This is a genomic window from Micromonospora chersina (assembly GCF_900091475.1).
Classification (GTDB): domain Bacteria; phylum Actinomycetota; class Actinomycetes; order Mycobacteriales; family Micromonosporaceae; genus Micromonospora; species Micromonospora chersina.
Genome location: NZ_FMIB01000002.1, coordinates 2,136,985 through 2,161,848, shown reverse-complemented (window position 1 = coordinate 2,161,848; position 24,864 = coordinate 2,136,985). Strand labels below are relative to the sequence as shown.

Here is a 24,864-nt window from a genome sequence, read left to right as displayed (position 1 = left end):
GCTATCAGCCGGCCCCGCCGGTCACGGATGCCGTAGCCGGCCAGGGGACCGGCCGGTCCGGCGCGCCGGGTCGCGCGGCCCGCGCCGCCGCAGGCCGCGCGAGCCGACGCCCTCCCCGCCCTGTTGATCAAGAGCTTTGCGTCGGCAACGGGCCCGAATCTGACGCGAACTTCTTGATCGACATGGCCGGGCGGGAGGCAGCCGGCGGGATGGCTCCCGCGCCTGGCGGTGGGTCGGCCGGGGGCGACTCGCCGGGGGAGGGCCGGTCCGCGGTGGCCCGCGGCCGGTCCGCCGCGGACCCGCGCCGCTCGGCGGCGGAGGCCCGGTCCCGCTGGTCGGCGCCGGGGGCCGTATCCGGCCGGTCGGCGGCGGCGCCGGGGGCCGTATCCGGCCGGTCGGCGGCGGCGCCGGGGTTCGGCCGGTTCGCGCGGGTGCCTGGGGCGGGCCGGGCGGGGGCGGTGCCCGGGCCGGGCCGGGCGGGGGCGGTGCCCGGGCCGGGCCGGTCGGGGGCGGTGTGCGGGGCCTTGTGCGGCGCCGGCCGGAGCGGGGCGGTGTGACCGTCCCGGCCGGCGCCGGTGAGCGGTGCGGTGGTGGCCGGAGCCGTCGCCGGTGACGTGGTGGCGGGCTGCCGGGTGGGGTGCCCGGGCGTCCCGCTGTGGCCCGGGTCGGGCCCGGGGTCGCCGCCGGCGGGCGGGACCACGGCCGGGGCGGTGCCCACGTCGTCGCCGGCCCCGGCACCGGGCGGCATGGTGTCCGGGGCTCCGGGCGGGGGCGGCATGGTGTCCGGGGCTCCCGGCGGGGGCGGCATTGTGGCGGGGGCTCCGGGCGGGGCCGGCGACGGGACCGGGGTCCCGTCGCCCGCCGGTAGGTGCCGCCACAGATCCGCCAGGTCCTCGCGGATCCGGGTGGCGGAGGGCCCGTCGCCCAGGCGGCCCAGGAGCGCGGCGGCCCGTTCGAGGTCGGTGCGGGCCTCGGCGTACCGGCCGGCGCCGAGGTCGCGTCGGGCCTGGTCGAGCATCCCGTCGATCTCGCGTTCGGCGACCAGGGCGTCGGCGCGTTCGGTCCAGACCAGCTCGGTGACCGGCCACAGCAGGCCACCCGGCTCGGCCCGGGCCGACCCCAGCCCGAGCCCGCCGGCCAGGGTCACCAGGGTCAGCGCCGCCCCGGAGAGGACGCGGGCCCGCCGGCGCCGGCCGTCGGACCGTCCCCGCCCCAGGCCGGTCCCGGCCGGTTCGCCGGGCTCCGGCGCACCCGCCGGGTCGGCCGGCCGGCCCTGCTTCCGGGCGGGCGGGACGGCGCGGACCGGTGCCGTCCCGGCCGGGTCCGCCGGGGCCGGCTGGTCGTCGGCGGACCGGCGGTCGAGGGCCGGCCACGGCCTGCCCTCCAACTCGACGGCGCGGGCCTCCACCTGGGCCTGCCAGCCGCCGAGCAGGGCGGCAACCGGGTCGTCCGCCGGGACCGCGCCGTGGCGCAGCGCGTCGAGCAGTTCGTCGTCGCGCCGCACCGGGTCCTCGGGACGCGGGGCGGGGTCGGTGGCGCTCACCGGATCACCGCCGAGAGGGAGTCGCCGGCGAGCGCGCGCACCCGGGTCAGCGCGCGGTGCTGCGCCAGCCGTACGGCCCCACCGGTCATGCCGAGCACCGTACCGACCTCGTCGGCCGTCATGCCGACCGCGAGGCGGAGCACCAGGATCTCCCGGTGGGTCGCGGGCAACTGGGCCAGGAGCCCGCTGAGCCGGGCGTTCAGGTCGGCGTTGAGCGCGCGGGGCTCCGGACCGGGCGCCGGGTCGGCGGTGTCGGGCACCTCGGCGACGCTGTCGGTGCGGTCCCGACTGGCGCTCCGGCAGGCGTCCGCGACCTTGCGGGCCGCGATGCCGTAGACGAAGGCGAGGAACGGGCGGCCCTGGTCGACGAAGCGGGGCAGCGCGCGCAGCACCGCGAGGCAGACCTCCTGGGCGACGTCCTCGGCGGTCGCGCCACCGGCGCCGACGTGACCCAACCGGGCCAGGCTGTAGCGCACCACGATCGGCCGGATCACGGTGAGCACCCGGGCCACCGCCGCCGGATCGCCCGCCGCGGCCCGCCGCACGAGGTCGGGATCCGGTGTGTCCATAGAGGTCAACGAGGCCCTTCCGCTGTGGCTGGATCGACCGTAACCGGCGTCCGCCGCGCGGCCAAGGGGTGGGGTGAAACACCGGGCCGGCCGGCGGCGATAACCGTGCAGGAGGCGGTGCCCCGCTCGCGTGACCTGGTGTTTCCGACATCGGGTCGGTCGTTGTGCGGCTTTTCCACCTAATTTATATATTTCCAATAACGAATGCCGAGCCGGTCTGTACCGGCGGCCCTCGACGGGGCCAGCCTCGACGTGGGCCATCCGCCCGACCCGCACGTGGAGAGGAACCCCCATGCGCAAGACACTGGGCGTCGCGATGCTCACCGGCATCGTCGTCGCCGCCTCGGCGACCGGCGCCACCGCCGCCCCGCGCGCCGAGGCGGAGAGCGGCTACATCGTCGTCCTCCGCGCCGGCGCCAACCCGTCGTCGGTCGCCGCCGAGCAGTCCCGGGCTACCGGCGCCACGGTCGGCCACGTCTACGAGCACGCCCTGCGCGGCTACTCCGCCCGGATGAGCGCCACCGCCGCGGCGCGCCTGGCCCGCGACTCGCGGGTGCTCCTCGTCCAGCCCGACGGGGTGGTGACGGCCGACGCCCAGACCACGCCGACCGGCATCAACCGGGCCGACGCCGAGCTGAGCCCGACCGCGAAGATCAACGGTGCCGACGAGCGGGTGAACGTCGACGTCGCGGTCATCGACACCGGCATCGACCTCACCCACCCGGACCTCAACGTCTACACCGCCGGGGCGAAGAACTGCTCCACCGGCAGCAGCGCCAACGACGGCAACGGCCATGGCTCGCACGTCGCCGGCACCATCGGCGCGCTCGACAACGGCGTCGGCGTGGTCGGCATGGCTCCCGGTGCCCGGCTCTGGCCGGTCCGCGTGCTCAACAACGCCGGCAGCGGCTCGTTCTCCAGCATCATCTGCGGCATCGACTACGTGACCGCGCACGCCAGCGAGATCGAGGTCGCCAACATGAGTCTCGGTGGCTCCGGCTCCGACAGCGCCTGCGGCAGCAACAAGGACGCGATGCACGAGGCGATCTGCAACTCCGTCGTGGCCGGCGTGACGTACGTGGTGGCCGCCGGCAACGAGACCGACAACGCCGCCAACCACGTCCCGGCCGCGTACGACGAGGTCATCACCGTCTCCGCGCTTGCCGACTTCAACGGCCTGCCGGGCGGCGGCGCCGCGGCGACCTGCCGCAGCGACGTGGACGACACCATCGCCGACTTCTCCAACTACGGCGCCGACGTCGACCTGATGGCGCCGGGCGTGTGCATCTACTCGACCTGGAAGGGCGGCGGCTACAACACGATCTCCGGTACCTCGATGGCGAGCCCGCACGTCGCCGGTGGCGCCGCCCTCTACAAGGCCACCCACCCCACGGCCACCCCCGGCGCGGTCAAGTCGGCCCTCCAGTCGGCCGGTACGACCAACTACAGCTGGCCGGCCGGTGACCCGGACGGCATCCAGGAGAAGCTGCTGAACGTGGCCACCTTCTGACCGTGACGCCACGACCGTGCCGGTCCGACGTGGACCGGCACGGTTCGTGCGTACCCGGGTGGGCGCGCGGTGCGCGTGCGGGTCAGCGCGGGGAGGCGCCGACCGAGTTGGGCTCCCGCACCGTCGGACCAGCGGGACGGGTGGTGGGCGGCGAAGCGGCCGGCGGCCGGTCCGGCGTCTGCTCCGGCCGGCCGGTGACCCGGCCGGTGGGTTCGGCGCTCGGCCGCCGCGTCGGGTCGGCGGCGGGGTCGGTCGGCTTGCTCCTGCCGTCGAGCAGGTGGTCGCAGTAGCCGGCGACCTGCTCCCGCCCGCCGGCGGCGGCAACCAGGTCGGCGAATCGCGGCTTCTCCAGGGCGCGGCGCCGATCGTCGCCCTCCGCCCGGTAGGCGGTGCAGAGGCCGGCCAGCGCCGACGGGCTGCCCGACGGGTCGGTGGGGACGCCGGCCGGGCTGGTCGGGTGGTCCGGATCGCCGGTCGGCGTGGGCCGGCCGTCGGCCCCGGTGCTCGGGCTCGCCGTGGTGTCCGCGCCACCGCCGCCCAGCGGGGCGGGCAGGTGGCCGGTCACGGCGGCGAGCGCGACACCGCCGGTGGCGGTCGCCAGCAGGGCGGCCAGGGCGAGTTTCGCGCCGACCAGCCCGCCGCGCAGCCGTCGCTCGGGACGGGACACCCGCAGCGGGACCGGGCCGCCGGCCTGCGTCATGCGGAACGCCTGGAGGGCGGCCCCCTCGCCGCTGAGTTCGTGCGGGCGGGGTGCGGCGCGGACGGCGGCGAGGAACCGGACCAGTGCCTCCGGACCGTCCTGCGCGTCGGCGGCGGGACCGACGAGCAGTCGCTCGACGGTCTCCTGGTCCATGCGGTGTCCGTTCATCTCGTGTCCCTCAGCGCCGCCACCGGCCGTGGCGTCACACCGGAAACCGCTGTCCGCCCCATCGAGGCGGGTGAGATCGGTCACCTCACCGCCGGTCAACCCATGGTCTTCGCTCCGTCGATGGACTCGCGGATGATGTCGGCGTGCCCGGCGTGCTGCGCGGTCTCGGCGATCAGGTGCAGCAGCACCCGGCGCACCGACCAGCTGGCGCCCGGCTCGAACCAGGGCGCGCTCGGCAACGGGTGTGCGGTGTCGAGGTCGAGCGTGGTGACCAGCGCGTCCGTCTCGGCGGCCACCCGGTCGAACTCGGCGAGCAGCCCGGCCAGGGTCTCGCCCTCGGCCATGCGGAACTGGCCGGCCCAGTCGACCGGCTCGCTCTGCATCGCCTCGGCGCCGCCGACCGCGAACCGCATCCACCGGTGCTCGGTGCCGGCGACGTGCTTGATCAGGCCGCCGAGGCAGAGCTCGCTGGCCGTGCTGCGTCGCGCGGCCTGCTCGTCGTCGAGCCCCGTCACGGTCTGCCGGAGGAAGCCGCGGTGCCGCTGGAGGGTGGCGAGCAGGTCGGCTCGCTCGCCGGTGAGGACCTGGTCGGAGACGCTCATGCCGCCTGCCTTTCATCGAGGACCGCGGACACCGTACGACCCGCCACCGACACTTTCCCGGTTACCCACCGGACGCTCCCGGGTTGCCGGTTCGTCCGGATCGGGGTCCACTGAATTACATGGGTGTCATCAAGGTGGGCACGTCCTCCTGGGCCGACCAGATGCTGGTCCGCTCCGGCTGGTATCCCCGCGCGGCCAACACCCCGGCCGGCCGCCTCGCCTGGTACGCCGAGCGTTTCGGCCTGGTCGAGGTGGACACGTCGTACTACGCGATCCCGGCGCCGGAGACGGCCGAGGGCTGGGCGGCCGCCACCCCGCCCGGCTTCACGTTCGACGTCAAGGCGTTCCGCCTCTTCACCGGCCACCACACGCCGATCGACGCGCTGCCGCGGGAGCTGCGCCCGGCCGGCGGCCCGAGCCGGATCCGCTGGCGGGACCTGTCCGCCGGGGCGTACGACGAACTCTGGGACCGGTTCCACGCGGCGCTGGCGCCGCTCGCGGAGGCCGACCGGCTCGGCGCCGTGCTGCTCCAGTTCCCACCGTGGCTGGCCCGCGGCGACGCGGCCAAGCGGCGGATCCTGTCCGCGGCCCTCCGCTGCCGGCCCTGGCCGGTGAGTGTGGAGCTGCGGCACTCCTCCTGGTTCACCGAGGACGCGGTGGTCGACACGGTGACGTTCCTGCGCGAGAACGGGCTCGGGTACGTCTGCGTGGACATGCCCCAGGGGCACGCCTCCTCGGTGCCGCCGATCCTCACCGCCACCACCGACCTCGCGGTGGTGCGGTTCCACGGGCACAGCACCGCCTGGGAGAGCGGCGACAAGCAGGACCGGTTCCGCTACGCCTACGGCGAGGAGGAGCTGCGACGCTGGTCCGTGCTGCTCCGCGAGCTGGCCGACCAGTGCGGCGAGCTGCACGTGCTGCTCAACAACTGCTGCGGCGACCAGGCCCAGCGGGACGCCGCCCGGCTCGCCGGGCTGCTCGGCGTCGCGCCCGCCGCCGCACGGGCCTGAGGTTTCCGCCGGCACCTCGCGGGTACCGGCGGTGCCGAGGGACGACAGCGAGGGGGAGCGCGTGGACGAGCGGCGGGACGAGCCCGGTGGCCTGGCCCGGGACGACCGGGATCCCCGGGCGACCCGGGAGGCCGAGGAGGCGCACGGCGGCAGCATGGCCCCGGGCCTGGTGGACGACACCGGCCGCCCGGTGGCCGAGCCGCCAGTGCCGGACAACGAACCGTCGGCCCTGGGCCGGCCGGGGGAGGACGGCACCGGTTCCTGACCGGACGGTACGACGCCCGGGGCGGTGAGTCGCCCCGGGCGTCGTGTCGTCTTCGGTCCGGCGGTCCGGGTCAACCGCGCCGGCTGACCCCTTCGGGACGCATGCCGGTGGCGTCCTCCAGCGCGTTGTCCCCGAGGTCCCCGTCGGCGCGGTCGTCGGGGAAGGTCCGTCGGGACGGCGCCGGATCCGGCGGCGCGCCGGGGCCCGCCTCGGCGGTCCGGGTGGGTTCCACCGGGCCGAACCCGTGCCGGCCGGCCTTCGGCCCGCCCGGCCCGGCGCCCGCCGCCCGGCGTTCGCCCCGCCGGCCCTCGGGGACGGCGTTCTCCTCGCTGCCCTCGTCCATCGGGTCGTCCGCGCCCGCGCCCCACGGCGGGTCGGCGTCGAAGCCGTCGGTGGTGCCCCACGGCGCGGCCGCCTCGGGCCCCCGCCCCTCGCCTCTACCCGATCGGTCCTTGCTCGTCATGGCCACCTCACCTGGCTGGATTCCCCCGTGCCGGTGCTGATTGCCCGCCACCGGTCCGGTCATGCGCCGGACCCCGGGTACGCCACGCGGCCGGCGCCCCACCCCGATGTGGGCCGCCGGCCGCGGAGCGGGTCACCGACCGGCCATGGCCATCGGTCGTTTCGTCGCGTGCATCCCGGTCATCCCGGCCATCTTTCCGATCGCCATCGGGGCGCTCGCCAGCCCGCCGGCCCGGCCCAGCAGGCCCCGGAACACCTGTCCGGGTTTCTGCTGCTCGCCCATGTACGCCGAGACCACGACCAGCGCGCCGGTCAGCGCCGGAATGGCCCACTGGAGCAGCTTCATCTGCCGCTGCGAGGCGGCCACGTTCGAGGGCGTCTGGTAGTTCGGCTCGGTGGCCCCCTCGACGGACGGCCCGCCCGCCTTCTGCAGCCGCATGCCGAGCAGCCGGCTGTAGCCGGTCACCGCCAGCGCGCCCACGGTCAGCGCCGTCTTCACCGTGCTCATCTTCGCCACCCCGGACTGGGCGGCCACGCGTGGGCTCTCGGTCACCAGCTCGCCGACCGCGCCGGCGAGGTGCGCGCCGATCGCCGCCGCGTTGACCGGGGTCCAGCGCGCCCAGCCGGCCGAGGCGACCGGCAGTCGCTGGGTCGAGTCGTCGATTTTCGCCGCTGCGCCGTTGACGCCGAGCGCGCCCATCAGTGAGCCGCCGAACCAGGCCGCCAGGCCCAGATCGTGCATCGAGCGCAACGCGGTGTGCCGTTCGGACATCTGATCCCCCATCCGCCGTGTTCGGGCGGTGCGGCTTACCCACCTTCGGCGCGGTTACGCACCCGTTTTCCGGGCGGCGGATCGGCCCGCCCGGTTCCGGCCCGGCAGTCCGGCACGTCCGGGTGTCAGCGACGCGGCAGCGTGGCGGCGAACGCGGCGACCCGGGCGGCCAGCGGGCCGGCGGCGCGTACCCAGGTGAAGTGGTCCAGCGGGGCGCCCGCCTCGGCGACGGTGTAGCGGTGCCGGGTCACCGGGGCTGCGGCGAGCTTGCCGCAGAGGTGGTCCAGCGTCTCGTGCGGCGTGTACTGGTCGTCGTCGACGCTGACCGCGAGCACCGGCGTGCGGACCCGCCCGACGGCGGCATCGGCGTCGACCCCGTCGAGCACCGGGAAGCGGCCGGTCCGGGCGGTGTACGCCCAGTCCCGGATCACCCCGCGCGCCTGCCGGCCACCGAAGCCCCAGCCCGGCCAGACGCCGAGCAGCCGGGCGACCGCCGCGATGCCCTGGGTGTACGGCAGCACGCCCCAGCCGCGCAGCCCCGGGTACCCGCGCCACCAGGGGATGCCCACCGCCACCAGGGCCAGCCCGTCCACCCGGTCGGCGTCGTGCAGCGCCTGGTGCAGCACCGCGACCTGCCCGCCGAGCGAGTGCCCGAGCAGCAGCCGGGTCCGGCCGTCCAGCCGCGGCTTGAGCGCGTCGAGCACCGCGCCGACGTCGGTGGCCAGCTCGGCGTAGCCGTACCGGCAGTCGCGCGACGGTGCGGGCGTGCTCTCGCCGGTGCCCCGCAGGTCGACCACCACCACGGCCAGCCCGGCCTCGCGCAGGGCGGCGGCGAACGGCCGGTAGTAGCGGGCGCGGACCCCCATGGCGGGCCAGATCACCACCACCGGCGCGCCGGGTGGCCCGTCCGGCTCCGGGTGGACCTGGACGCCGATCCGCGCCCCGTCGACCTCCACGAACTCCTGCGTGTAGTCCCCGTTCACCGGCTCAGCGTACGGCGGGAAGCTACCGGCGGGTAGCAAGGGGTGGGTGAGCCGCCTGCGCGGGAATCCGGCGCACCGCTGCCACACGCGACCGGGCCGCGGCCGTCACCCGGTCCACCGCCGCCAGCACGGCCGGCACGTCCAGCTCGGCCAGCGCCGGGTCTACGCCCGGGCCGTCCGCGGCCGGGCGCGGCCCGGCCCAGAGCGCCTCGTGCCACGGCCGGTCCGGCGGCGGCCCCCACCACGAGGGCGGCACCGGTCCGAAGAGCAGCACCGACGGGGTGGTGAAGGCGGTGGCCAGGTGAGCCACCCCGGTGTCCCCGCACAGCACCAGGCGGGCGTGGGCGACCAGCGCGGCCAGCTCACCGACGTCGGTCGTGCCCGCCAGCACCGCGTCGGCCGGCAACCCGGCCCGGCGGGCCACCTCGGCGGCGATGTCCCGCTCGCCGGGACTGCCGGTGACCACCACCCGGTGGCCCCGCCCGGACAGCTCCCGCGCCACCGCGGCGAACCGCTCCGGCGGCCAGCGCCGCTGCGCCGCCTTGGCGCCGGGATGCACCACGGTCACCCCGGTCGGCAGCCCACCCGGCCCGGGCCGGCGCAGCGCCAGGTCGGTGCGGTCGGCGGGGATGCCGTACCAGCCGAGCATCCGGCACCACCGGTCCACCTCGTGCTCCTCGGCCCGCCACGGTGGACCGTCGTGCCACCCGGCGTCGGCGTTGGCGAAGGCGAGCATCCGCCTCGGCCGCGCTCCGGCCAGCATCCGGTGCGACTGCGGCCCCCGGCCGTGCAGGTTCACGGCCACCGCGGGCGGCGGGCCGGACCACCCGAGGTGGCCCAGCCCGTCCGCGAAGACCTGCCGGTCCACGACCCCGACCAGCTCCACCAGCGGCGTCAGCCAGCGCGGCGCGACCAGCGCCAGTTCCTCCCCGGGGTACGCGGCACGCAGCGCGCGCAGCGCCGGCACCCCGGTGGCGAGGTCGCCGACGCCGAGCGCCCGGAGCACGAGGATCACGGGTACGAGGACTCCTGCTCGGCGCAGACCACCAGCTCGCGTACCGCGCAGCCGGGCGGCTGGGACAGCGCGAACAGGACCGCCTCGGCGGTGTCCGCCGGGTCGTTGAGGATCGCGTCCGGGCCGGGCTTGTACCGCTCGTCCCGGTCGTCGAAGAACGCCGTCCGCATGCCGCCCGGGATCAGCAGCGTGACGCCGACCGTCCCGGCCAGCTCGGCGGCGAGCGCCCGGGTGAAGCCGACCACCCCGAACTTCGCCGCGCAGTACGCGGTCGCGTCGCTGACCGCCTTCACGCCCAGCGTGGACGCCACGGTCACCACCGTGCCGTGCGACCGCTCCAGGTGCGGCACCGCGGCCCGGATCACCGCGGCCGTGCCGAGCAGGTTGATCGTCACGATCCGGTCCCACGTCGCGCCGTCGACGTCGGCCAGCCGGCCGGGCACGTCCATGCCGGCGGCGGTCACCACGCCGTCGAGCCCGCCGGCCTGCTCGGCGAGCTGCCGGGTGGCCGCCTCGGCGGCCCGGGTGTCGGCCAGGTCGCATTCGACCCAGGGCACCCCGTCGGCCGGCGCCTGCCGGTCCAGCACGTACGGCCGCCCACCCGCCTTGGCCACCGCGGTCACCACCGCCGCGCCCAGGCCGCTCGACCCGCCGGTGACCAGCACCGCCCGACCGTTCATGTCCCTGCTCATGCCGGCACTCCGCTTCGCTCCGTGCCGCACTGAGGCTCACTGCGTTGATGATTCGCTCGCTGACGCTCGCTCATACCGCTCCCTTGACGAGGTGGAGGCCGCGCTGGCGCGCGGCCGAGATGGTGCCGGTGGTGGACCGCCCGGCCAGGAAGGGCACGGTGACGACCCGCCCGCCCCAGCGGCGCACCAGCTCCGCCTCGGGCAGTTCGGGCGCGCCGTCGCCGGCGTAGTCGCCGCCCTTGACCCAGACGTCCGGGCGCAGCCGGCCGAGCACCTGGTGCGGGGTGGGCTCGTCGAAGACCACCACGGCGTCGACGCAGTCCAGGGCGGCCAGCAGCCGGGCCCGGTCCTGCTCCGGGTGGACCGGGCGCTCCGGTCCCTTGAGGCCCCGGACGCTCCGGTCGGAGTTGAGGCACACCACCAGGCAGTCGCCCAGCCGGCGGGCCGCCTGGAGGGTGGCCAGGTGCCCGGCGTGCAGGATGTCGAAGCAGCCGCCCGTGGCGACCACCGTGCCGCCGTCGGCGCGTACCTTCGCGACGAGTTCCTCGGCGGAGCGGACGGCCTCCGCCGGCCGCGACGGCTCCGGCGCCCGGTGCAGGCCGGCCGCACCGCCGGCCGCCACGTACGCGGACGCGGCCTCGACCGCCGCCTGCACCGCCTCGGCGGTCGACGCGCCGTCGCCCAGCGCCAGCGCGGCGGTGGCGGCGAACCGGTCCCCGGCGCCGCAGGTGTCCTCCACGTGCGCCACGGTGGACGGCGGCGGCACGACGAGCGGGGTGCTGCCGGAGTGGCAGAGCACCGCCCCGTCCGGGCCCATGGTCACCGCGACCGCGCCGACCCGCCACCGGCGGCGCAGCTCGTGCCCGGCCCGGGTGGCGGTGGAGAGTCCCGAGCCGGCGCCGGCGTCCCCGGTGAGCCGGCGCAGTTCGCCGAGGTTCGGCGTGGTCAGCCGGACCCCGGCCACCGCGGCCGGGCCGCGCGGGTGCGGGTCCCAGACCACCGGGGCGGACGCCTCGGCCAGCGCGGCGCGCAGCGCGGGTTGCCGGGCCAGGCCGCGACCGTAGTCGCTGACCAGGATGGCCCGGGCCCGGGAGAGCAGGTCGAGCACGGCCTCCGAGGGCTGGCCCGGCGCCTGCGGCTCGCCGCCCCGGTCCAGCCGGAGCAGGGTCTGCCCGCCGGCGCGGAGCCGGATCTTCTCGGCCGTCGCGCCGGGCAGGCGCATCGGGTATACCGCCACCCCCGCCTCGCCCAGCAGTTCCGCGAGGCGGGCCCCGCCGGCGTCGTCGGCGAGCGCGGTGACAAGCGCCACCTCGGTGTCCGGCGCGACGGCGAGCAGCGCGGCCAGTCCGGCCCCGCCGGGTCGGTCCGTGGCCGCGTGCTCGTCGAGCACGGGCACCGGGGCGTCCGGGCAGATCCGGCTGACCGCGCCCGTCACGTCCCGGTCCAGCAGCGCGTCGCCGACCACCACGAGCGGCCCGCTCACGGCTCCACCCACCCGGTGCCGGTGGAGCGGTTGCGGCCGTGCCCGTTCCCGTTCGTACCGGCGTGCCCGTTCGTACCGGCGTGCCCGTTGCGGCCGTGCCCGTTCGCGTGCTGCCCGGCGCCGGCGAACGGCGCCACGCCGTCCACCGTGGCCAGGACCAGGCCGTCCCGACCGGCCCCGTCGTGCCGGTCGCGGCCGTCGTGGGCCGCCGGCTCGGCGGCGCGCGGGGCCGGCGGGGCCCACCGGGCGTACGTGCCGGCCCGGGGCGCCGGTACGGACGCGGTCGGGAGCTGCCGGATCAGCGGCAGCGCCTGGTCGACGTACTCGCAGAGCAGGTGCGTGGAGACCAGGTGCAGTTCCTGCACCACCTGGCTGTCCGGGGACGGCACGGCGAGCACGTCGTGACACAGGTCGGCGAGCGGGTTGGGGGCGGGGCCGGTGAAGGCCCAGCAGCGCAGGCCGGTGTCGCGGCCGGCCTGGGCGGCGGTGAGGAGGTTGGTGCTGGTGCCGCTGGTGGACATGAGCAGGAGGATGTCGTCGGGTCGGCCGTGGGCGCGGACCTGGCGGGCGAAGACCTCGTCGTAGCCGTAGTCGTTGCCGATGGCGGTGAGGGCGGAGGTTTCGGCGTGCAGGGCGATGGCGGACAGGGGTTCGCGGTCGTCGCGGAGTTTGCCGACGAGTTCGGCGGTGAGGTGCTGGGCCTCGGCGGCGCTGCCGCCGTTGCCGGCCACCAGCAGCCGCCCGCCCCGGGCCAGCGTCCAGGCCAGCTCGGTGCCCCAGCCGGCCAGCCGCTCGGCCTCCCGCCGGTACGGCAGCAGTGCCGCGGCCAGCCCGGACAGGTGGGCGTCGAGGGTGTCGTGGTGGCTCATCAGGCCACCGCCGGCGCCGGCCGGGAGGCCGTGGTCAGCGACGCGTAGACCGCGCCGAGCTGTTCGGCGCAGCGCTTCCAGGAGTACCGGCTGCGGATCCGGTCCAGCGCGGCCGTGGCGTACGCGAACCGCCGGACCTTGTCGGACAGCAGCCGGCGCAGCGCGGTGCCGAGCGCGCGGGGGTCGCGGGGCGGCACGAGGTCACCGGTGAGCCCGTCCACGACGGTGTCGGCGATGCCGCCGACGTTGGTGCCGACCACCGGCACGCCGCAGGCCATCCCCTCCAGCGGGGTGAGGCCGAACGGCTCGTACCAGGGCGCGGCGACAAGCAAGTCCGCCGAGCGGTACCAGGCGCCCATCTCCTCGCGCGGCACGGCGCCGACCAGCTTCACCCGGTCGGCCACGCCGCACGACTCGGCCAGCGCGGAGAGCCGCCGCGCGAACGAGTCGGCGGCGAGCAGGTCGGCCGGCGGGCCGCCGACGACCACGCACTCGGCGTCCGGCACCGCGGGCAGTGCCCGGACCACCTCCAGGAAGCCCTTGCGCTCGACCATCCGGCCGACGGTGAGGATGCGGGGGCGGGCCGGGTCGCGCGGGGCGACCGGGCCGTCGGGGCGGAACACCGCCTGGTTCACGCCGGACGGGACGAGCGCCATCCGCGACCGCGGGACGCCCATCCGGACCAGCTCGGCGACCTCGTCCTCGCACTGCACGATGACCCGGTCCACGGCCCGGCCGAGCGTCCGCTCGTAGCCGATCCGCCCTGGTGGGCTCGTGTCCTTCGCGCCCTGGTGCCGGCGCTTCACAGTGCCGAGCGCGTGGTACGTCAGCACCGTCGGCACCCCGGTCCGCCGCCCCGCGTGCACCGTGGCCAGCCCGCTCATCCAGAAGTGCGCGTGCGCCACGTCCGGGGTCCAGCCGCCGCGCCGCCAGGTGTCGGCCAGCCAGCTGCCGAACTCGCCCATGTAGGGGAGCAACTCGTCCTTCGGCACCCGGTGCGCCGGGCCGGCCGGCACGTGGCACACCTGGTAGCCGTCGACGGTGGCCACCGCCTCGGGCAGGGCGGTGGAGTCCCGGCGGGTGTAGACGCGGACGTCGTGCCCCTCGCCGACCAGCGCGGCCGCGAGCTCCGCCACGTGGGTGTTCTGCCCGCCGGCGTCCTCCTCGCCGAGGACGGCGAGCGGGCTGGCGTGCTCCGAAATCATCGCGATGCGCATGTCTCCTCCTCCATGATCCGGTCCCAGTCGGCGAGGAACCGGTCGAGCCCGAAGCGTTCCTTCGTCACCTCGCGTGCCCGTGCCCCCAGCCGGTACGCCGCGTCGCGGTCCTCGGCGAGCCAGCGGGCGGCCTCGACCAGGGTGTCCACCCGGGTGGAGAGCACCCCCGCGTCGGGCGGCACGGCGTCCACGGCCTCGGTGGTGGCCAGCGCGACCACCGGCATGCCGATGGTCATGGCCTCGATCAGGCTCAGCCCGAGCGACGTCCAGCGGCACAGGTGCAGGTACGCCCGCCGCCGCGCCACCTCGGTGTGCATCCGGTCCTGCGGCAGGTCGTCGTGGACGGCCAGCCGGTCCGCCGGGAGCCCCAGCCGGTCGGGCAGGCCGGCCACCCCCATGCCGAAGACGTCCAGCGGGGCGACGGCGGCGAACCGCGGCATCAGGTCGGTGCCGGTGACCCGCCCGCGGCGTACCGGCTCGTTGGTGACCACGGCGAGCCGGTCCAGCTCGCCGGTCCACTCCACCTTCGGCGGCACGATGCCGTGCTCCACGACCGCGGTGCGGGTGCCGCCGTTGTCCCAGAACAGCTCGTTGAAGTGGGTGACGTGGGTGAGCAGCAGGTCGTCCCGGTCGGCCATGGGGTGGCGGGTGTCCGGCACGTCGCCCTTGGGGGTGTTGTGCTCGACGTAGATGGCCGGCAGGTCCCGGCCGGGCCGGCGGCCCAGCCACTGCTCGGCCAGCTCCAGCTCCTCGGGCCGTTGCAGGATCACCAGGTCGACGTCGGTCCGTCCCAGCTCCTCCGGCGTCACCTCGACGGCGTTCTCCGGCCATTCGTAGGTGCGCGCCCGGCCCAGCCCGTACGGGCCGCGGTCGGGCGTGACCGGCACCAGGTACCGGTGTCTCCCGTGCACGAACGACGTGGTCCAGGAGCCGTGCACGTGCCAGAGCAGAACGTTCATCTCTCTCCTCGTCGGCGGCGGGGCGGGGGCGGGTCGGGTGGATTCAGCCGGGGGCGAGCCGGCGGACGGCGGTGACCACCCGGGCGGGGTCGACGCCGCTCAGGCAGGGGTGCCCGGCGACCGGGCAGCGGGCCGCGCGGGTGTCCCGGCAGGCCGCCCCGGCGTCGCCGAGCCGGACCGTCGGCACCCGGTAGGGCGCCCACTGCCCGAACGGGACGGTCGGGGCGAAGAGACTGACCACCGGGGTGCCGACGGCGGCCGCGAGGTGGGCCGGCCCGGTGTTGCCCACCACCAGGCAGCGGGCGCCGGCGAGGATCCGGGCGAGCCCGGCCAGGTCCGTGGTCCCCCCGACGTCGGTGCCCCCGGCTGCGGCCACCCGGGCGGTCAGCTCCCGTTCGCCAGGTCCACCGGTGACCAGCACCCGGTGCCCGTCGGCCGCGAGGGCGGCCACGATCTCGGCGCAGCGCTCCGGCGGGCAGGCCCGCGCCGGCACCGACGCGCCGGGGTGCACCACCAGGTAGTCGCCGGCGGGCCGGGCCACGGCGCGCGCGGGCAGGTCGGCGCGGAGCCGCAGCACCGGCTCGTCGCCGGCGGGCAGGGCGAAGCCGGCCGCGGCGGCCAGGGAGAGCGCGCGCTCCGGCTCGGGCACGCCGACCGGCACCCGGTGCCGGACGTCCAGCAGGGACCCGGGGTAGTCGTCGCTGATCGCGCTGATCCGTGGGACGCCGGCCATCCGCAGCAGCAGGGCCAGGGGCAGTGCCGACTGGTGGAAGGAGGTGAAGACGACCGCCTCCTCGGCGCCCACCGCGGCCAGCCGGGCGGTGAGCCGGCGCATGTCGTCGGGGTCCACCGGCTCGGGGGAGCCGTCGATCCAGGGCAGCGGCCACTCGATGATCTCGTCGACGCCGGGCAGCAGCTCCGCGGCCGCCCGGCCGCGTGGCCCGCAGAGCAGCGCCACCCGTTCCGCCCCGGCCGCCACCGCGCGGATGCCGGGGCCGGTGACCAGCACGTCGCCGGCCGAGTCGCTCCGCACCACCAGGACCGTGCCGGCCCGCCCGGTACGCGGCACCACCGGCCGCACCGCCCGGGCCCGGCGCAGGATCTCGTCCACCGCGCCGGGCAGGTCCCGGGCGACGGCGGGCGCCTCGGCGACCTCCTCGGGACGGGTCACCGGAGTGGGCACGAGGATGCCGGTGGCGCCGGCGGCGAGCGCGGCGGCCATGTCGCGGCCGATGTCGCCGACCAGCACGCAGCGCCGGGGCGCGGTGCCGAGCGCCCGGGCGGCCTCGTGCACCAGCCCGGGAGCCGGCTTGCGGCAGGCGCAGCCGTCGGTGTCGTCGTGCGGGCAGATGGCCCAGTGGTCGAAGGGGCCGAGCAGCTCCTCGATCCGGGCGTGCACCGCGTGCATGTCGCGCTCGGTGAAGTAGCCCCGGGCGAGTCCGGACTGGTTGGTCACCACGGCCAGCCGAACCCCGGCCGCCCGCAGCCGGTCCAGCGCCTCCCGGGCCCCGGGCAGCGGCCGGACCTTCTCCGGGTCGCCGTTGTAGGGCACGTCCTCGACCAGGGTGCCGTCACGGTCGAGCAGCACCGCGTCGTACAGGGCGGGGCCCGGCGGTTTCATGGCCGAGAAGTTGCCCTGGGACAAGGACGTAAACATCAGCGTCCCGCCCCCGTGACCAGGTCCCCGGCGGGCACGGCGCGGGCGCGCCGCCAGCCGCGTACCCAGTGGACGGCCGCGAGCGGCGGGATGAGCGCGCTGGTCACCAGCATGGTGGCGACCTCGTCGGGGGTGCGCGGGCCGGGCGCGACACGGGCCCGGGTGAACTCCGCGGTGCCGGCCGCCCAGCCGAGCGCGGCCACGCCGCCGAGCACGCCGAGCGCCCGCCGGGCGCGGGCGGAGCGGAGGGGAGCGGCGCGCAGCGCCGCGGCGGCCAGCGCCACGGTGCCGGCCGCGGCGACCGCCACGTGCCGGGGCCGCCGCCCCGGTGGCAGGTCGAGGTCAGCGCGCCAGCCGCGGCCGTAGAGCCGGCGCAGCAGCGCATCGTCGGCGTTGCCGCGTTGGGTGCGCAGGCTGACCCAGCGGCTCTCCGGCCGGACCGGGTGGGTGACCCGCCGCCGGCCCTGGACCAGGTCCCAGCCGGCGCGGTGGACCCGGTGGGCCAGCTCGGCGTCCTCCCGGAAAGCGCGGGGGAAGCGTTCGTCGAAGCCGCCGACGGCGGCCAGGGCAGCTCGGCGGTAGGCCATGTCCGCGGTGATCCACTTACCCTCGGCCAGGCCGGCGGTGCCGCGTTCCCAGTCGGTGGGGCGCCGGTGCGCGGGCAGCGGGACGTCGACGACGCCCTGCACGCCGCCGGTCCCGCCGGCCACCGCGAGGTCGGTGCGCAGCCGCCGGGCCCAGTCCGGCGCCGGCACCACGTCGTCGTCGAGGAACACCACCCACTCGCCGCGCGCCGCCCGCCAGCCCAGGTTGCGGGCCGCCGCCGGGCCCGCGCCACGCCCGGTCAACACCTTCGTGTACGCCGCCAGCGCCCCCGGCACGGCCAGCTCGCCGGTGTCGTCGCGCCGGTCGTCCACCAGCAGCAGCTCGGCGCCGGGCAGCTCGTCGAGCTGGCCGGTCAGGGCGTCGAGCAGCGTGGCGAGGCTGGGCCGCCCCAGCGTCGGCACGACGACGCTGATCATCGGGCGCCGCCCAGCGCGGCGCGGTGCACCGCGAACGGGCCGAGGGCGAGCAGGTCCACCGGGGCGGAGCCGAACAGCTCCATGGCCTCGCGGGGAGTGTCCACCATGGGCCGCCCGGCCGTGTTCAGCGAGGTGTTCACCACCACGGGCAGCCCGGTGCGCCGCTCGAACTCGGCCAGCAGCTCGGCCACCACCGGTTCGGTCTCCGGGTGCACCGTCTGCACCCGGGCGGTGCCGTCGACGTGGGTGACCGCCGGGATGCGGTCCCGCCACTCCGGCTTCACCCGGTGCACGAAGAGCATGTACGGGCTGGGGTAGACACCGTCGAACAGCTCCGCGAAGCGTTCCGCGCGGACCATCGGGGCGATCGGCCGGAACTGCTCGCGGCCCTTCACGTCGTTCATGCGGCGGGTGGTGTCCGGGTCGCCGGGGTGGGCCAGCAGCGACCGGTGGCCGAGCGCCCGCGGGCCGTACTCGCTGCGCCCCTGGTACCAGGCGACGATCCCGTTGTCGGCGAGCACCCGGGCGGCCTCGACGGCGATGGACGCCGGCCGCGTGTACGGCAGCGCCGCCCGGCGCAGCTCCGCCTCCAGCTCCTCGTCCGACCAGCCCCGGCCCAGGTCGGCGCCGGCCATCGGGGCGGACCGGTCGCCCAGCTCGCCGGCCACGTGCAGCGCCGCGCCGAGCGCGGTGCCCGAGTCACCGGCCGCCGGCTGCACCCAGACGTCCCGGTACGGCCCCTCGGCCGCGAGCCGGGCGTTGGCCACGCAGTTGAGCGCCACCCCGCCGGCCATGGCCAGGGTGGTGGCGCCGCCGGAGGCGTCGTAGAGCCAGCGGGACAGGTCGAGGACGACCTCCTCGAGCCGCACCTGCACGCTGGACGCCAGGTCGGCGTGCTCCTCGGCCAGCTCGCCGCCGGCCGCGACCGCCTTGGCCATGCTCGACCAGTCGATCCGCTCGACCTGGAAGCCGCCGTCGTCGGTGACCCGCACCAGGTCACGGAGCAGGCCCAGGTGCCGGGGCTGCCCGTAGGAGGCCAGTGCCATCACCTTGTACTCGTCGCTGGAGTGCAGGAAGCCCAGGTGCCGGGTGAGGTCCTCGTAGAGCAGGCCGAGCGAGTGGGGGAGCTGCTGGGAGTGCAGCGGCGACAGCCGGCCGTCGCGGTAGACGCCGGCCAGGTGGCTGGCCACCTCGCCGCGGCCGTCGAGCACCAGCACCGCGGTGTCGTCGCCGGCCGGCGGTGCGGCCAGGCCGGCGGAGGCCGCGTGCGCGACGTGGTGGGGCACGAACCGCACCTTCTCCGGGTCGAGCCCGGGCAGGGCGGCGGCCAGGAACTGCGGGGCCCGCCGGGCGTAGTCGACCCGCAGCCAGTCCCAGGGGTCGCTGAGGCCCAGCTCGGCCGCCTCGCGGCAGAGGCCGGGGTCGAAGGAGTAGGCGACCGCGTCGAGGGCGTCCACGTCGATCCCGGCGCTGGCCAGGCACCACGCGGCGGACAGCTCGGGCAGCTCCCAGGCGGAGAAGGGCACCGGCCGCTTGCCGTGCTTGCGGCGGCTGAACCGCTCCTCTTCGGCCGCGGCCACCACCCGGCCGTCGACCACCAGGGCGGCCGCGGGGTCGTGGAAGATCGCGTTGATTCCAAGGACGCGCATGAGTGGTCCCTACCCTGGCGACCACGACCTAACCTGTAGATCATCGACTTCTCCCGAGAAGTCGAATCTCCGTTGTGGAGCTTCCAATTCGGGACCAAAGCCCCTGGTCGGCCCCGCATGAAGCGGCGAAGCTGGGCAAAGCGGCGCAGTCGGCTCCGGCACAGCCGGTTCCGGCTCCGGTGCCTTCTGCCCGCGACGATCCGACCGGGAGGTGCTTTCGTGTCCCCGTCCTCACTGTCCGTGCTCGCCGAGGAGCAGCTCGCCCTGGCCCGGGCCACCGGCAGCGGGCGCAGCGCCCGGACCCTGCACGGCGATCCGACCACCCGGCTGCGCCAGACGCTGGTCGCGCTGGTCGCCGGGCACGCCCTGGCGGAGCACGCCAGCCCCGGCGACGCGACGCTCCAGGTGCTGCGCGGACGCGTCCGCCTGACCGCCGGGGACCGGACCTGGCCGGGTTCGGCGGGCGACCTGCTGGTGATTCCGGACGCCCACCACGCGCTGCACGCCGACGAGGACGCCGTGGTGCTGCTCACGGTCGCCCGCGGATGAGCGCCGTCCGACCGCTGCACGCCACCGGCACCAGTCCCGCCGCGGACCCCGCCTCCCGTGCGCCCGCGGCGCGGCCCGGTCGACCGGCTAGGGGACGCCGGAACCGCTGGCTGCCGCCGCAGCACGGCGCCTGGGCGATGCTGCTCCTGCCGTACGTCGCGGCGGTCGGCGTGACCGGTCCGCGCTGGCTGCACCTGCCCGTCCTCGGCGTCGGGCTCGCCGGTTACCTGTTCTCCTACTACGCACTGCTCGCGGTGAAGACCGGCCGCACCGACCGGGTACGCCCGCAACTGCTCGTCTACGGCGGGGCGACCGCGCTGCTCGGGATGCCCGTGCTGCTCGCCCGCCCCGCCGTCCTCGGCTACGTCCCGCTCTACGGCGTGCTCCTCGCGGTCAACGCCGGCCACGCCCGACGCCGCCGCGAGCGGGCCCTGCTCAACGACCTCGCGTCGGTGGCGCAGAGCCTGCTCATGGTGTTCGTGGTGGCCACCGTCGCCGAGGTCCCGCCGGCCGACCTGGTCGGGGTGGCGGCGGCGGTCGGCGCGTACCTGGTCGGCACGGTGCTGTACGTCAAGACGATGATCCGGGAGCGGGGGAGCGCCCAGTACCGCTGGGCCTCGCTGGCGTACCACCTGGTGGCGCTGGCGGTGGCGGTGGTCGCCGGATGGGGGCCGGCGGTGGCGGGGGTCTTCGCGCTGCTGCTGCTCCGGGCGGGCGTGCTGCCCGGCCGGCGGCTCACCCCGGTGCGGGTGGGCCTGATCGAGATGGTCGGCACCCTGCTGGTGCTCGCCGCGGTGGTCACCCGCTGGGCCTGACGGGAACGGGGCCGGTGCTGCGGCCCGCCGGAGGCCGCGGCGCCGCGCACGGGACGTTCTCGCAACCCTGAGTGACTGCCCCCTCCGACGGCCGTGGTTACGAGGCGTGACGGCATCGCCGGGCGGCCGCCTCCGGCGTCGCCGCCGGCAGCCCCGGGCTGAGCAGCCACAACGCGAACTGCGACGCCCCGGCCCCCACCCCCTGCCGCCCGCCTTTGCTCTGCAGCCCTATACGCACCGGCAACCCTCCGTGAGTGATGCCTATAGGGCTGCAGAGCAAAGCGAGTGCGCAGGGGTGCCGGGGCGGGAGCGGTCCTCACGGAGCGTGGCCGTGGTGTGCGAGCAGTGGTTCGGGTCCGGTCGGCGTGCGCGCCCGAATGGACCGGGATGGGCTCGCCGGGAGATGGCGAGGGCCGGTGTCGGGCGCTGCCCGACACCGGCCCTCGCTCGCCGCGGCTGGCGAGCCTCAGCGCAGCATGCCCGGACCGAACACCTCGTACGCGATCCGCTCGGCCGGTACGCCCCGGCGCAGCAGGCCACCCCGGACCAGCGTCATGAACGGCACCGGCCCGCACAGGTGCACGTACGCGCCGGGGGTGAGCGGGACCAGCGCCGGGTCGACGAGTCCCTCGGCGATCTCCGCCTTGATGCCGGCCAGTTCGGCGCCGGCGGTGTCCTCGTACCAGAGGCGCACCGACAGGTTCGGCAGCCGCTCCTGGAGCGCGGGCAGTTCGTGGCGCAGCGCGTGCGCGGCGCCGCTGCGGTCGGCGTGCACCAGCGTCACCGGCCGCTCGGGCTCGGTTGCCGCCAGGTGCGCCAGCGCCGACATGGCCGGGGTCAGTCCGATGCCGGCGCTGACCAGCAGCAGCGGCTCCCCGCCGCCGAGCGCGCTGACCTCGCCGAACGGCGGGCTGAGCCGGAGCGTGTCGCCGACGGTCACCCGCTCGTGCAGGAAACCGGAGACCATGCCGTCGGGCGCGTCGCCGGTGCCGCGTACCCGCTTCACGGTGATCCGCCAGTGGTCGGCGCCGGGCCGGCCGGAGAGGCTGTACTGCCGGATCTGCTGGCCGCGGCCGCCGCCCAGGTCGACGGCGACGGAGGTGTACTGACCGGCGGTGAAGCCGGGCACCGTTCCGCCGTCGGCGGGGACCAGGGTGAACGACACCACGTCCGGGGTCTCCGCCGTCCGGTCCGTGACCCGCCACTCGCGCCACACGGACCCGTTCTCCGGCACCCCCGCCTCGGTGTAGAGGCGCGCCTCCCGGGCGACCAGTTCGCAGGCCAGCAGCCAGTACACCTCGTCCCAGGCCGCCGCGACCTCGGGGGTGACCGCCTCGCCGAGCACCTCGGCCACCGCGGCCATCAGGTGCCGGCCGACGATCGTGTACTGGGTGGCGGTGATGCCCAGGGAGACGTGCTTGTGCGCGATCCGGTCCAGGATCGGCCCCCACGGCACGGCGCTGCCGCCGGTCAGGTGCTCGGCGTACGCGACGACGGCGCCGGCCAGCGCGGCCTTCTGCGTGCCGGTGGCCTGGTTGCTCCGGTTGAAGATGTTCAGCAACTCCGGGTGGGCGGCGAACATCCGCTGGTAGAACCGGCCGGTGATCGCCTCGCCGTTGGCCTGCACGGCGGGCAGGGTCGCCGTCACCACCGCTGCTGAGGATTCCGAAAGCACGATTACTCCTTGTGGCGTCGAACGGGTCGCTCCCCACTGAACAGGCATTCAAAGTTCCTCTTCAGGGTCGAAGGTCCCGGGGTCGCGGTAGCGCTCGTCACACCAGGCGACGGGCGGTTCGACCCGTGTCGCGACGAGCGACCGCTGGCTAGGGTCGAGGCGTGAAGCTCAACCGGTCGACCGACATGGCGCTGCGCATCGCCATGCTGACCGCCGCCTCCCCGGCACGGAGGACGGTGGACGAGCTCGCCACCCAGCTCGCGCTGCCGCGCAGCCACGTGGCCAAGGTGGTGCAGCGGTTGCAGCGGCTCGGAGTGCTCGTCACCATCCGGGGCCGCTCCGGCGGAGTCACCTTCGCCGAGCACGCCGGGGAGCTGACCGTCGGTTACGTGGTCCGGGCCTTCGAGGGCGACGACGAGGTGGTCAACTGCGAGCAGCCCGCCTGCCCGCTGGTCGCGGGTTGCCGACTGCGCGGCGAGCTGCGCCGGGCCCAGGCCGCCTTCCTCGCCGTGCTCGACGGCGTACGCCTCGGCGACCTGGCCGACGGCGCGGCCGGTCCGGTGCTGCTCGCCCTCGGCGCCCCACCGGTGCGTGCCTGATGGCCGTCTCGCATCCGATCTTCGCCCGGGTCTTCGCCCGGGCCAGCGTCGCCATGGACCGGGCCGGCGCCGCCGCGCACCGACGCCGCCTGGTGGCCGGGTTGCGGGGCCGGGTGGTCGAGGTGGGCGCCGGCAACGGGCGGAACCTGCCGCACTATCCGCCGACCGTGACCGGGGTGCTCGCCGTGGAGCCGGAGCCCCGGTTGCGCGCCGCCCTACGGGCCGCCGCGCCCGAGGCGCCGGTTCCGGTGACCGTGGTCGCCGGCCTGGCCGAGGCGTTGCCGGTCGCCGACGCGAGCGCCGACGCGGTGGTGCTGTCGCTGGTGCTCTGCTCGGTGCCCGACCAGGCGGTGGCGCTGCGCGAGGCGCGCCGGGTGCTCCGCCCGGGCGGGCAGCTCCGCTTCTACGAGCACGTCGTCGCGGAGACCCCTGGGCTGCGCCGCGCCCAGCGCGTGGCGGACGCGACGCTCTGGCCGCTCTGCTGCGCCGGCTGCCACACCGCGCGGGACACCGTGGCGGCGATCCGGGCGGCCGGCTTCACGGTGGTCGAGCTGGACCGGTTCCGCTTCCCGCCGACAGGTGTCCCCGGTCCCGCGGCGCCGCACGCGCTCGGCACGGCCGTCCGCGCCTGAGGCTCACCGTGCCGGCTCCGGCCCGGCCCGTCGTGGGGCGCCCCCGGCCGGGGACGCCCCACGACGCGGGTCAGCTCACCGTGATCGTGCCGTCCGGGGCGCGGACACAGGAGACCGCCCGTGCGCCGGTCGCGGCGGCGCCGGTCAGGCAGCGGCCGAGCACCCGGTGGCCGGCGGCGCTCGGGTGCCAGGACTCCTGGCAGGTCTGGAAGTACGTGCCGCAGGCGTTCGCGATCCGCTGGATGTCGAGCTTGTCGTAGCCGGAGAGGCTGGTCACGAAGACACCGGTCGGGCCGTCCATGAGCCGGATCGGGGTGGCCAGGGCGTTGCCCGGGCTGCCCGCCGACTCGCAGAGCCGGGCGCCGTCGAAGGCGCGCTGCACGTTCAGGTAGACCAGGTCGTCCTGCGGGAACTCGGCGGCCAGGGTGGTCCGGACCGAGCTGACCAGGGTGCCGAGGCCCTGGGAGAAGCGCTGGCCCGGCGCGAGGCTGGCCCGGTGGATCGGGCATCCGGCGGCGTACCGCTCGGCGCCGAGGGCGCGGAACTTGTCCCGGGTGTCGTCCCGGTCGTCCTCCGTCCAGTAGGGAGTGGCCAGGTCGGTGGGGAGCGGGTTGGTGTAGTCCTGGAACACCACCCGGTGCTGGCCGTCGGCGTCGATCTGGTCGAGGGTGGTGAGCAGTTGCCGGACCGCCGCGGTGGTCTCCGCGGTGGCGGCGCTGAACTGCGCGGCCGTGGCCAGGTCGGCGTCCGTGCACGGCTCCTGCTCGACCGGCCCGCCGAGGTACGCCCAGAACTCCCACCAGCCGGTCCAGGCGTCGGCGATGAAGCGGTTGGCGCACTTCTCCGCCACGCTGCCGAAGGTGAACGAGCTGTTGTTCGAGCCGAGCCCGACGAGCACCAGGTCGATGTCGTGGGTCTGTGCCACCGCCCGGAGCTGGTCGAGCTGGGCGCTCACCTGCCGGCCCTTGGTCCGGGTCGCGGAGGCGGCGGCGATGTCGTAGGGCTGCCCGCCCGAGCAGGCCAGGTTGAAGCGGGCGGCGATGCCGGGCAGGTCGGCCTGGAAGAGCGAGGCGTTCGGCGAGCGGTGGCAGAAGTAGGCGTTGCTGTTCGGCGCCGACCAGCCGGGAAAGCCCTGGGCCACCCCGTTGACGTCGACCACCGGCGCGTACGCCCCGGCGCCCTCGCCGCTGATGAAGCTGTCGCCCAGCGCCACGGCGGCGGTGGGCAGGGCCGCCGTGGCGGGCCGCGCGGGCGCCACGGCGGCCGGCAGCGCCACCGCGGCGACGGCCAGCGCCGCCGCGAGCGCGGCACGACGGAACAGGGACATGTCCCGACCCCCTCACACATCTAAATGTGAAAGATCCTCTGAGGAGGCGATCAGACCACGGTCGTGTGACGCACGTCAATGGCCCGACGCGCGGGGCGCGCCGGGCGGTGGGCGGGGTGG

General features: G+C 76.3%; 24 protein-coding genes and 1 pseudogene. 7 read left to right on the top strand and 18 right to left on the bottom strand.

What is annotated here, in order from left to right; genetic code table 11:
- Positions 1-127: 127 nt before the first annotated feature.
- Together GA0070603_RS09960 and shbA are read right to left on the bottom strand one after the other, a co-directional pair.
- A complete protein-coding gene (locus GA0070603_RS09960; protein ID WP_091310648.1) occupies positions 128-1,543 on the bottom strand; it encodes a hypothetical protein in 1,416 nt (471 codons plus the stop codon).
- The gene (gene shbA / locus GA0070603_RS09955; protein ID WP_091310645.1) at positions 1,540-2,112 is read right to left on the bottom strand and encodes an RNA polymerase sigma factor ShbA; all 573 of its coding nucleotides are present in this window, start codon (positions 2,110-2,112) and stop codon (positions 1,540-1,542) included. The genes GA0070603_RS09960 and shbA overlap by 4 nt, the downstream gene beginning before the upstream one ends.
- Positions 2,113-2,404: 292 nt before the next feature.
- On the opposite strand from shbA, the gene GA0070603_RS09950 reads away from it, so the two are divergent.
- Complete coding sequence (locus GA0070603_RS09950; protein WP_091310642.1) at positions 2,405-3,622, top strand: S8 family peptidase; 1,218 nt, start codon at positions 2,405-2,407, stop codon at positions 3,620-3,622.
- Between the two features lie 82 nt (positions 3,623-3,704).
- Here GA0070603_RS09950 and GA0070603_RS09945 read toward each other — a convergent pair whose 3' ends face one another.
- Both GA0070603_RS09945 and GA0070603_RS09940 read right to left on the bottom strand, forming a co-directional pair.
- Positions 3,705-4,490: a hypothetical protein gene (locus GA0070603_RS09945; RefSeq protein WP_139131845.1), complete on the bottom strand. Its 786-nt coding sequence runs from the start codon at positions 4,488-4,490 to the stop codon at positions 3,705-3,707.
- A 95-nt stretch (positions 4,491-4,585) separates the two neighbouring features.
- Entirely contained in the window at positions 4,586-5,092 is a 507-nt protein-coding gene (locus GA0070603_RS09940; protein WP_091310635.1) for a DinB family protein, read from the bottom strand.
- A gap of 119 nt (positions 5,093-5,211) precedes the next feature.
- Here GA0070603_RS09940 and GA0070603_RS09935 point away from each other — a divergent pair, with 119 nt between their 5' ends.
- Both GA0070603_RS09935 and GA0070603_RS09930 read left to right on the top strand, forming a co-directional pair.
- Positions 5,212-6,102, top strand: coding sequence for a DUF72 domain-containing protein (locus tag GA0070603_RS09935; protein WP_091310631.1), 891 nt, complete (start codon positions 5,212-5,214; stop codon positions 6,100-6,102).
- A gap of 31 nt (positions 6,103-6,133) precedes the next feature.
- Positions 6,134-6,367, top strand: a complete 234-nt coding sequence (locus GA0070603_RS09930; RefSeq protein ID WP_091310628.1) for a GTPase activator — start codon at positions 6,134-6,136, stop codon at positions 6,365-6,367.
- Between the two features lie 70 nt (positions 6,368-6,437).
- On the opposite strand, the gene GA0070603_RS09925 is transcribed toward GA0070603_RS09930, so the two are convergent.
- From GA0070603_RS09925 to GA0070603_RS09870, 12 genes and pseudogenes are all read right to left on the bottom strand, one after another.
- Entirely contained in the window at positions 6,438-6,830 is a 393-nt protein-coding gene (locus tag GA0070603_RS09925) for a hypothetical protein (RefSeq protein ID WP_091310625.1), read from the bottom strand.
- Between the two features lie 132 nt (positions 6,831-6,962).
- A complete protein-coding gene (locus GA0070603_RS09920; protein WP_091310621.1) occupies positions 6,963-7,601 on the bottom strand; it encodes a hypothetical protein in 639 nt (212 codons plus the stop codon).
- A 125-nt stretch (positions 7,602-7,726) separates the two neighbouring features.
- Entirely contained in the window at positions 7,727-8,584 is an 858-nt protein-coding gene (locus tag GA0070603_RS09915; RefSeq protein WP_091310618.1) for an alpha/beta hydrolase family protein, read from the bottom strand.
- A 22-nt stretch (positions 8,585-8,606) separates the two neighbouring features.
- Positions 8,607-9,599, bottom strand: a complete 993-nt coding sequence (locus GA0070603_RS09910; protein ID WP_091310614.1) for a glycosyltransferase family 9 protein — start codon at positions 9,597-9,599, stop codon at positions 8,607-8,609.
- On the bottom strand, positions 9,596-10,291 hold the full coding sequence (locus tag GA0070603_RS09905) for an SDR family oxidoreductase (protein ID WP_425270428.1): 696 nt from the start codon (positions 10,289-10,291) through the stop codon (positions 9,596-9,598). Before GA0070603_RS09905 ends, GA0070603_RS09910 begins: the two co-directional genes overlap by 4 nt.
- A 70-nt stretch (positions 10,292-10,361) precedes the next feature.
- Positions 10,362-11,774, bottom strand: a complete 1,413-nt coding sequence (locus GA0070603_RS09900) for a PfkB family carbohydrate kinase (protein WP_091310608.1) — start codon at positions 11,772-11,774, stop codon at positions 10,362-10,364.
- Between the two features lie 302 nt (positions 11,775-12,076).
- Positions 12,077-12,643, bottom strand: a pseudogene (locus GA0070603_RS09895) (D-sedoheptulose-7-phosphate isomerase); the annotation flags it as partial.
- Positions 12,643-13,860: a glycosyltransferase gene (locus GA0070603_RS09890; RefSeq protein WP_091310605.1), complete on the bottom strand. Its 1,218-nt coding sequence runs from the start codon at positions 13,858-13,860 to the stop codon at positions 12,643-12,645. The pseudogene GA0070603_RS09895 and the gene GA0070603_RS09890, both read right to left, overlap by 1 nt.
- A complete protein-coding gene (locus tag GA0070603_RS09885; RefSeq protein ID WP_091310602.1) occupies positions 13,845-14,819 on the bottom strand; it encodes a glycosyltransferase in 975 nt (324 codons plus the stop codon). Before GA0070603_RS09885 ends, GA0070603_RS09890 begins: the two co-directional genes overlap by 16 nt.
- Positions 14,820-14,862: 43 nt before the next feature.
- Positions 14,863-16,440, bottom strand: coding sequence for an HAD-IIIA family hydrolase (locus GA0070603_RS09880; RefSeq protein ID WP_244282473.1), 1,578 nt, complete (start codon positions 16,438-16,440; stop codon positions 14,863-14,865).
- Positions 16,441-16,475: 35 nt separating this feature from the next.
- Positions 16,476-17,498 carry a glycosyltransferase family 2 protein gene (locus GA0070603_RS09875; protein WP_091310594.1) on the bottom strand — a complete coding sequence of 341 codons (1,023 nt, stop codon included), beginning with the start codon at positions 17,496-17,498 and terminating at the stop codon, positions 16,476-16,478.
- Complete coding sequence (locus tag GA0070603_RS09870; RefSeq protein WP_091310591.1) at positions 17,495-19,147, bottom strand: carbamoyltransferase family protein; 1,653 nt, start codon at positions 19,145-19,147, stop codon at positions 17,495-17,497. The genes GA0070603_RS09875 and GA0070603_RS09870 overlap by 4 nt, the downstream gene beginning before the upstream one ends.
- Positions 19,148-19,366: 219 nt before the next feature.
- Between GA0070603_RS09870 and GA0070603_RS09865 the strand changes: the two genes are divergently transcribed.
- On the top strand, positions 19,367-19,696 hold the full coding sequence (locus GA0070603_RS09865; protein ID WP_091310587.1) for a cupin domain-containing protein: 330 nt from the start codon (positions 19,367-19,369) through the stop codon (positions 19,694-19,696).
- Complete coding sequence (locus GA0070603_RS09860) at positions 19,693-20,511, top strand: YwiC-like family protein (protein ID WP_091310584.1); 819 nt, start codon at positions 19,693-19,695, stop codon at positions 20,509-20,511. Before GA0070603_RS09865 ends, GA0070603_RS09860 begins: the two co-directional genes overlap by 4 nt.
- A gap of 466 nt (positions 20,512-20,977) precedes the next feature.
- Here the strand turns inward: GA0070603_RS09860 and GA0070603_RS09855 are convergent, their stop codons facing one another.
- Complete coding sequence (locus tag GA0070603_RS09855) at positions 20,978-22,234, bottom strand: globin domain-containing protein (RefSeq protein ID WP_091310581.1); 1,257 nt, start codon at positions 22,232-22,234, stop codon at positions 20,978-20,980.
- Positions 22,235-22,347: 113 nt separating this feature from the next.
- Here GA0070603_RS09855 and GA0070603_RS09850 point away from each other — a divergent pair, with 113 nt between their 5' ends.
- Positions 22,348-22,785, top strand: coding sequence for an RrF2 family transcriptional regulator (locus tag GA0070603_RS09850; RefSeq protein ID WP_091310578.1), 438 nt, complete (start codon positions 22,348-22,350; stop codon positions 22,783-22,785).
- Entirely contained in the window at positions 22,785-23,417 is a 633-nt protein-coding gene (locus GA0070603_RS09845) for a class I SAM-dependent methyltransferase (protein ID WP_091310575.1), read from the top strand. Before GA0070603_RS09850 ends, GA0070603_RS09845 begins: the two co-directional genes overlap by 1 nt.
- A gap of 70 nt (positions 23,418-23,487) precedes the next feature.
- Here the strand turns inward: GA0070603_RS09845 and GA0070603_RS09840 are convergent, their stop codons facing one another.
- Positions 23,488-24,744 carry an SGNH/GDSL hydrolase family protein gene (locus GA0070603_RS09840; protein ID WP_091310571.1) on the bottom strand — a complete coding sequence of 419 codons (1,257 nt, stop codon included), beginning with the start codon at positions 24,742-24,744 and terminating at the stop codon, positions 23,488-23,490.
- Positions 24,745-24,864: the final 120 nt, after the last annotated feature.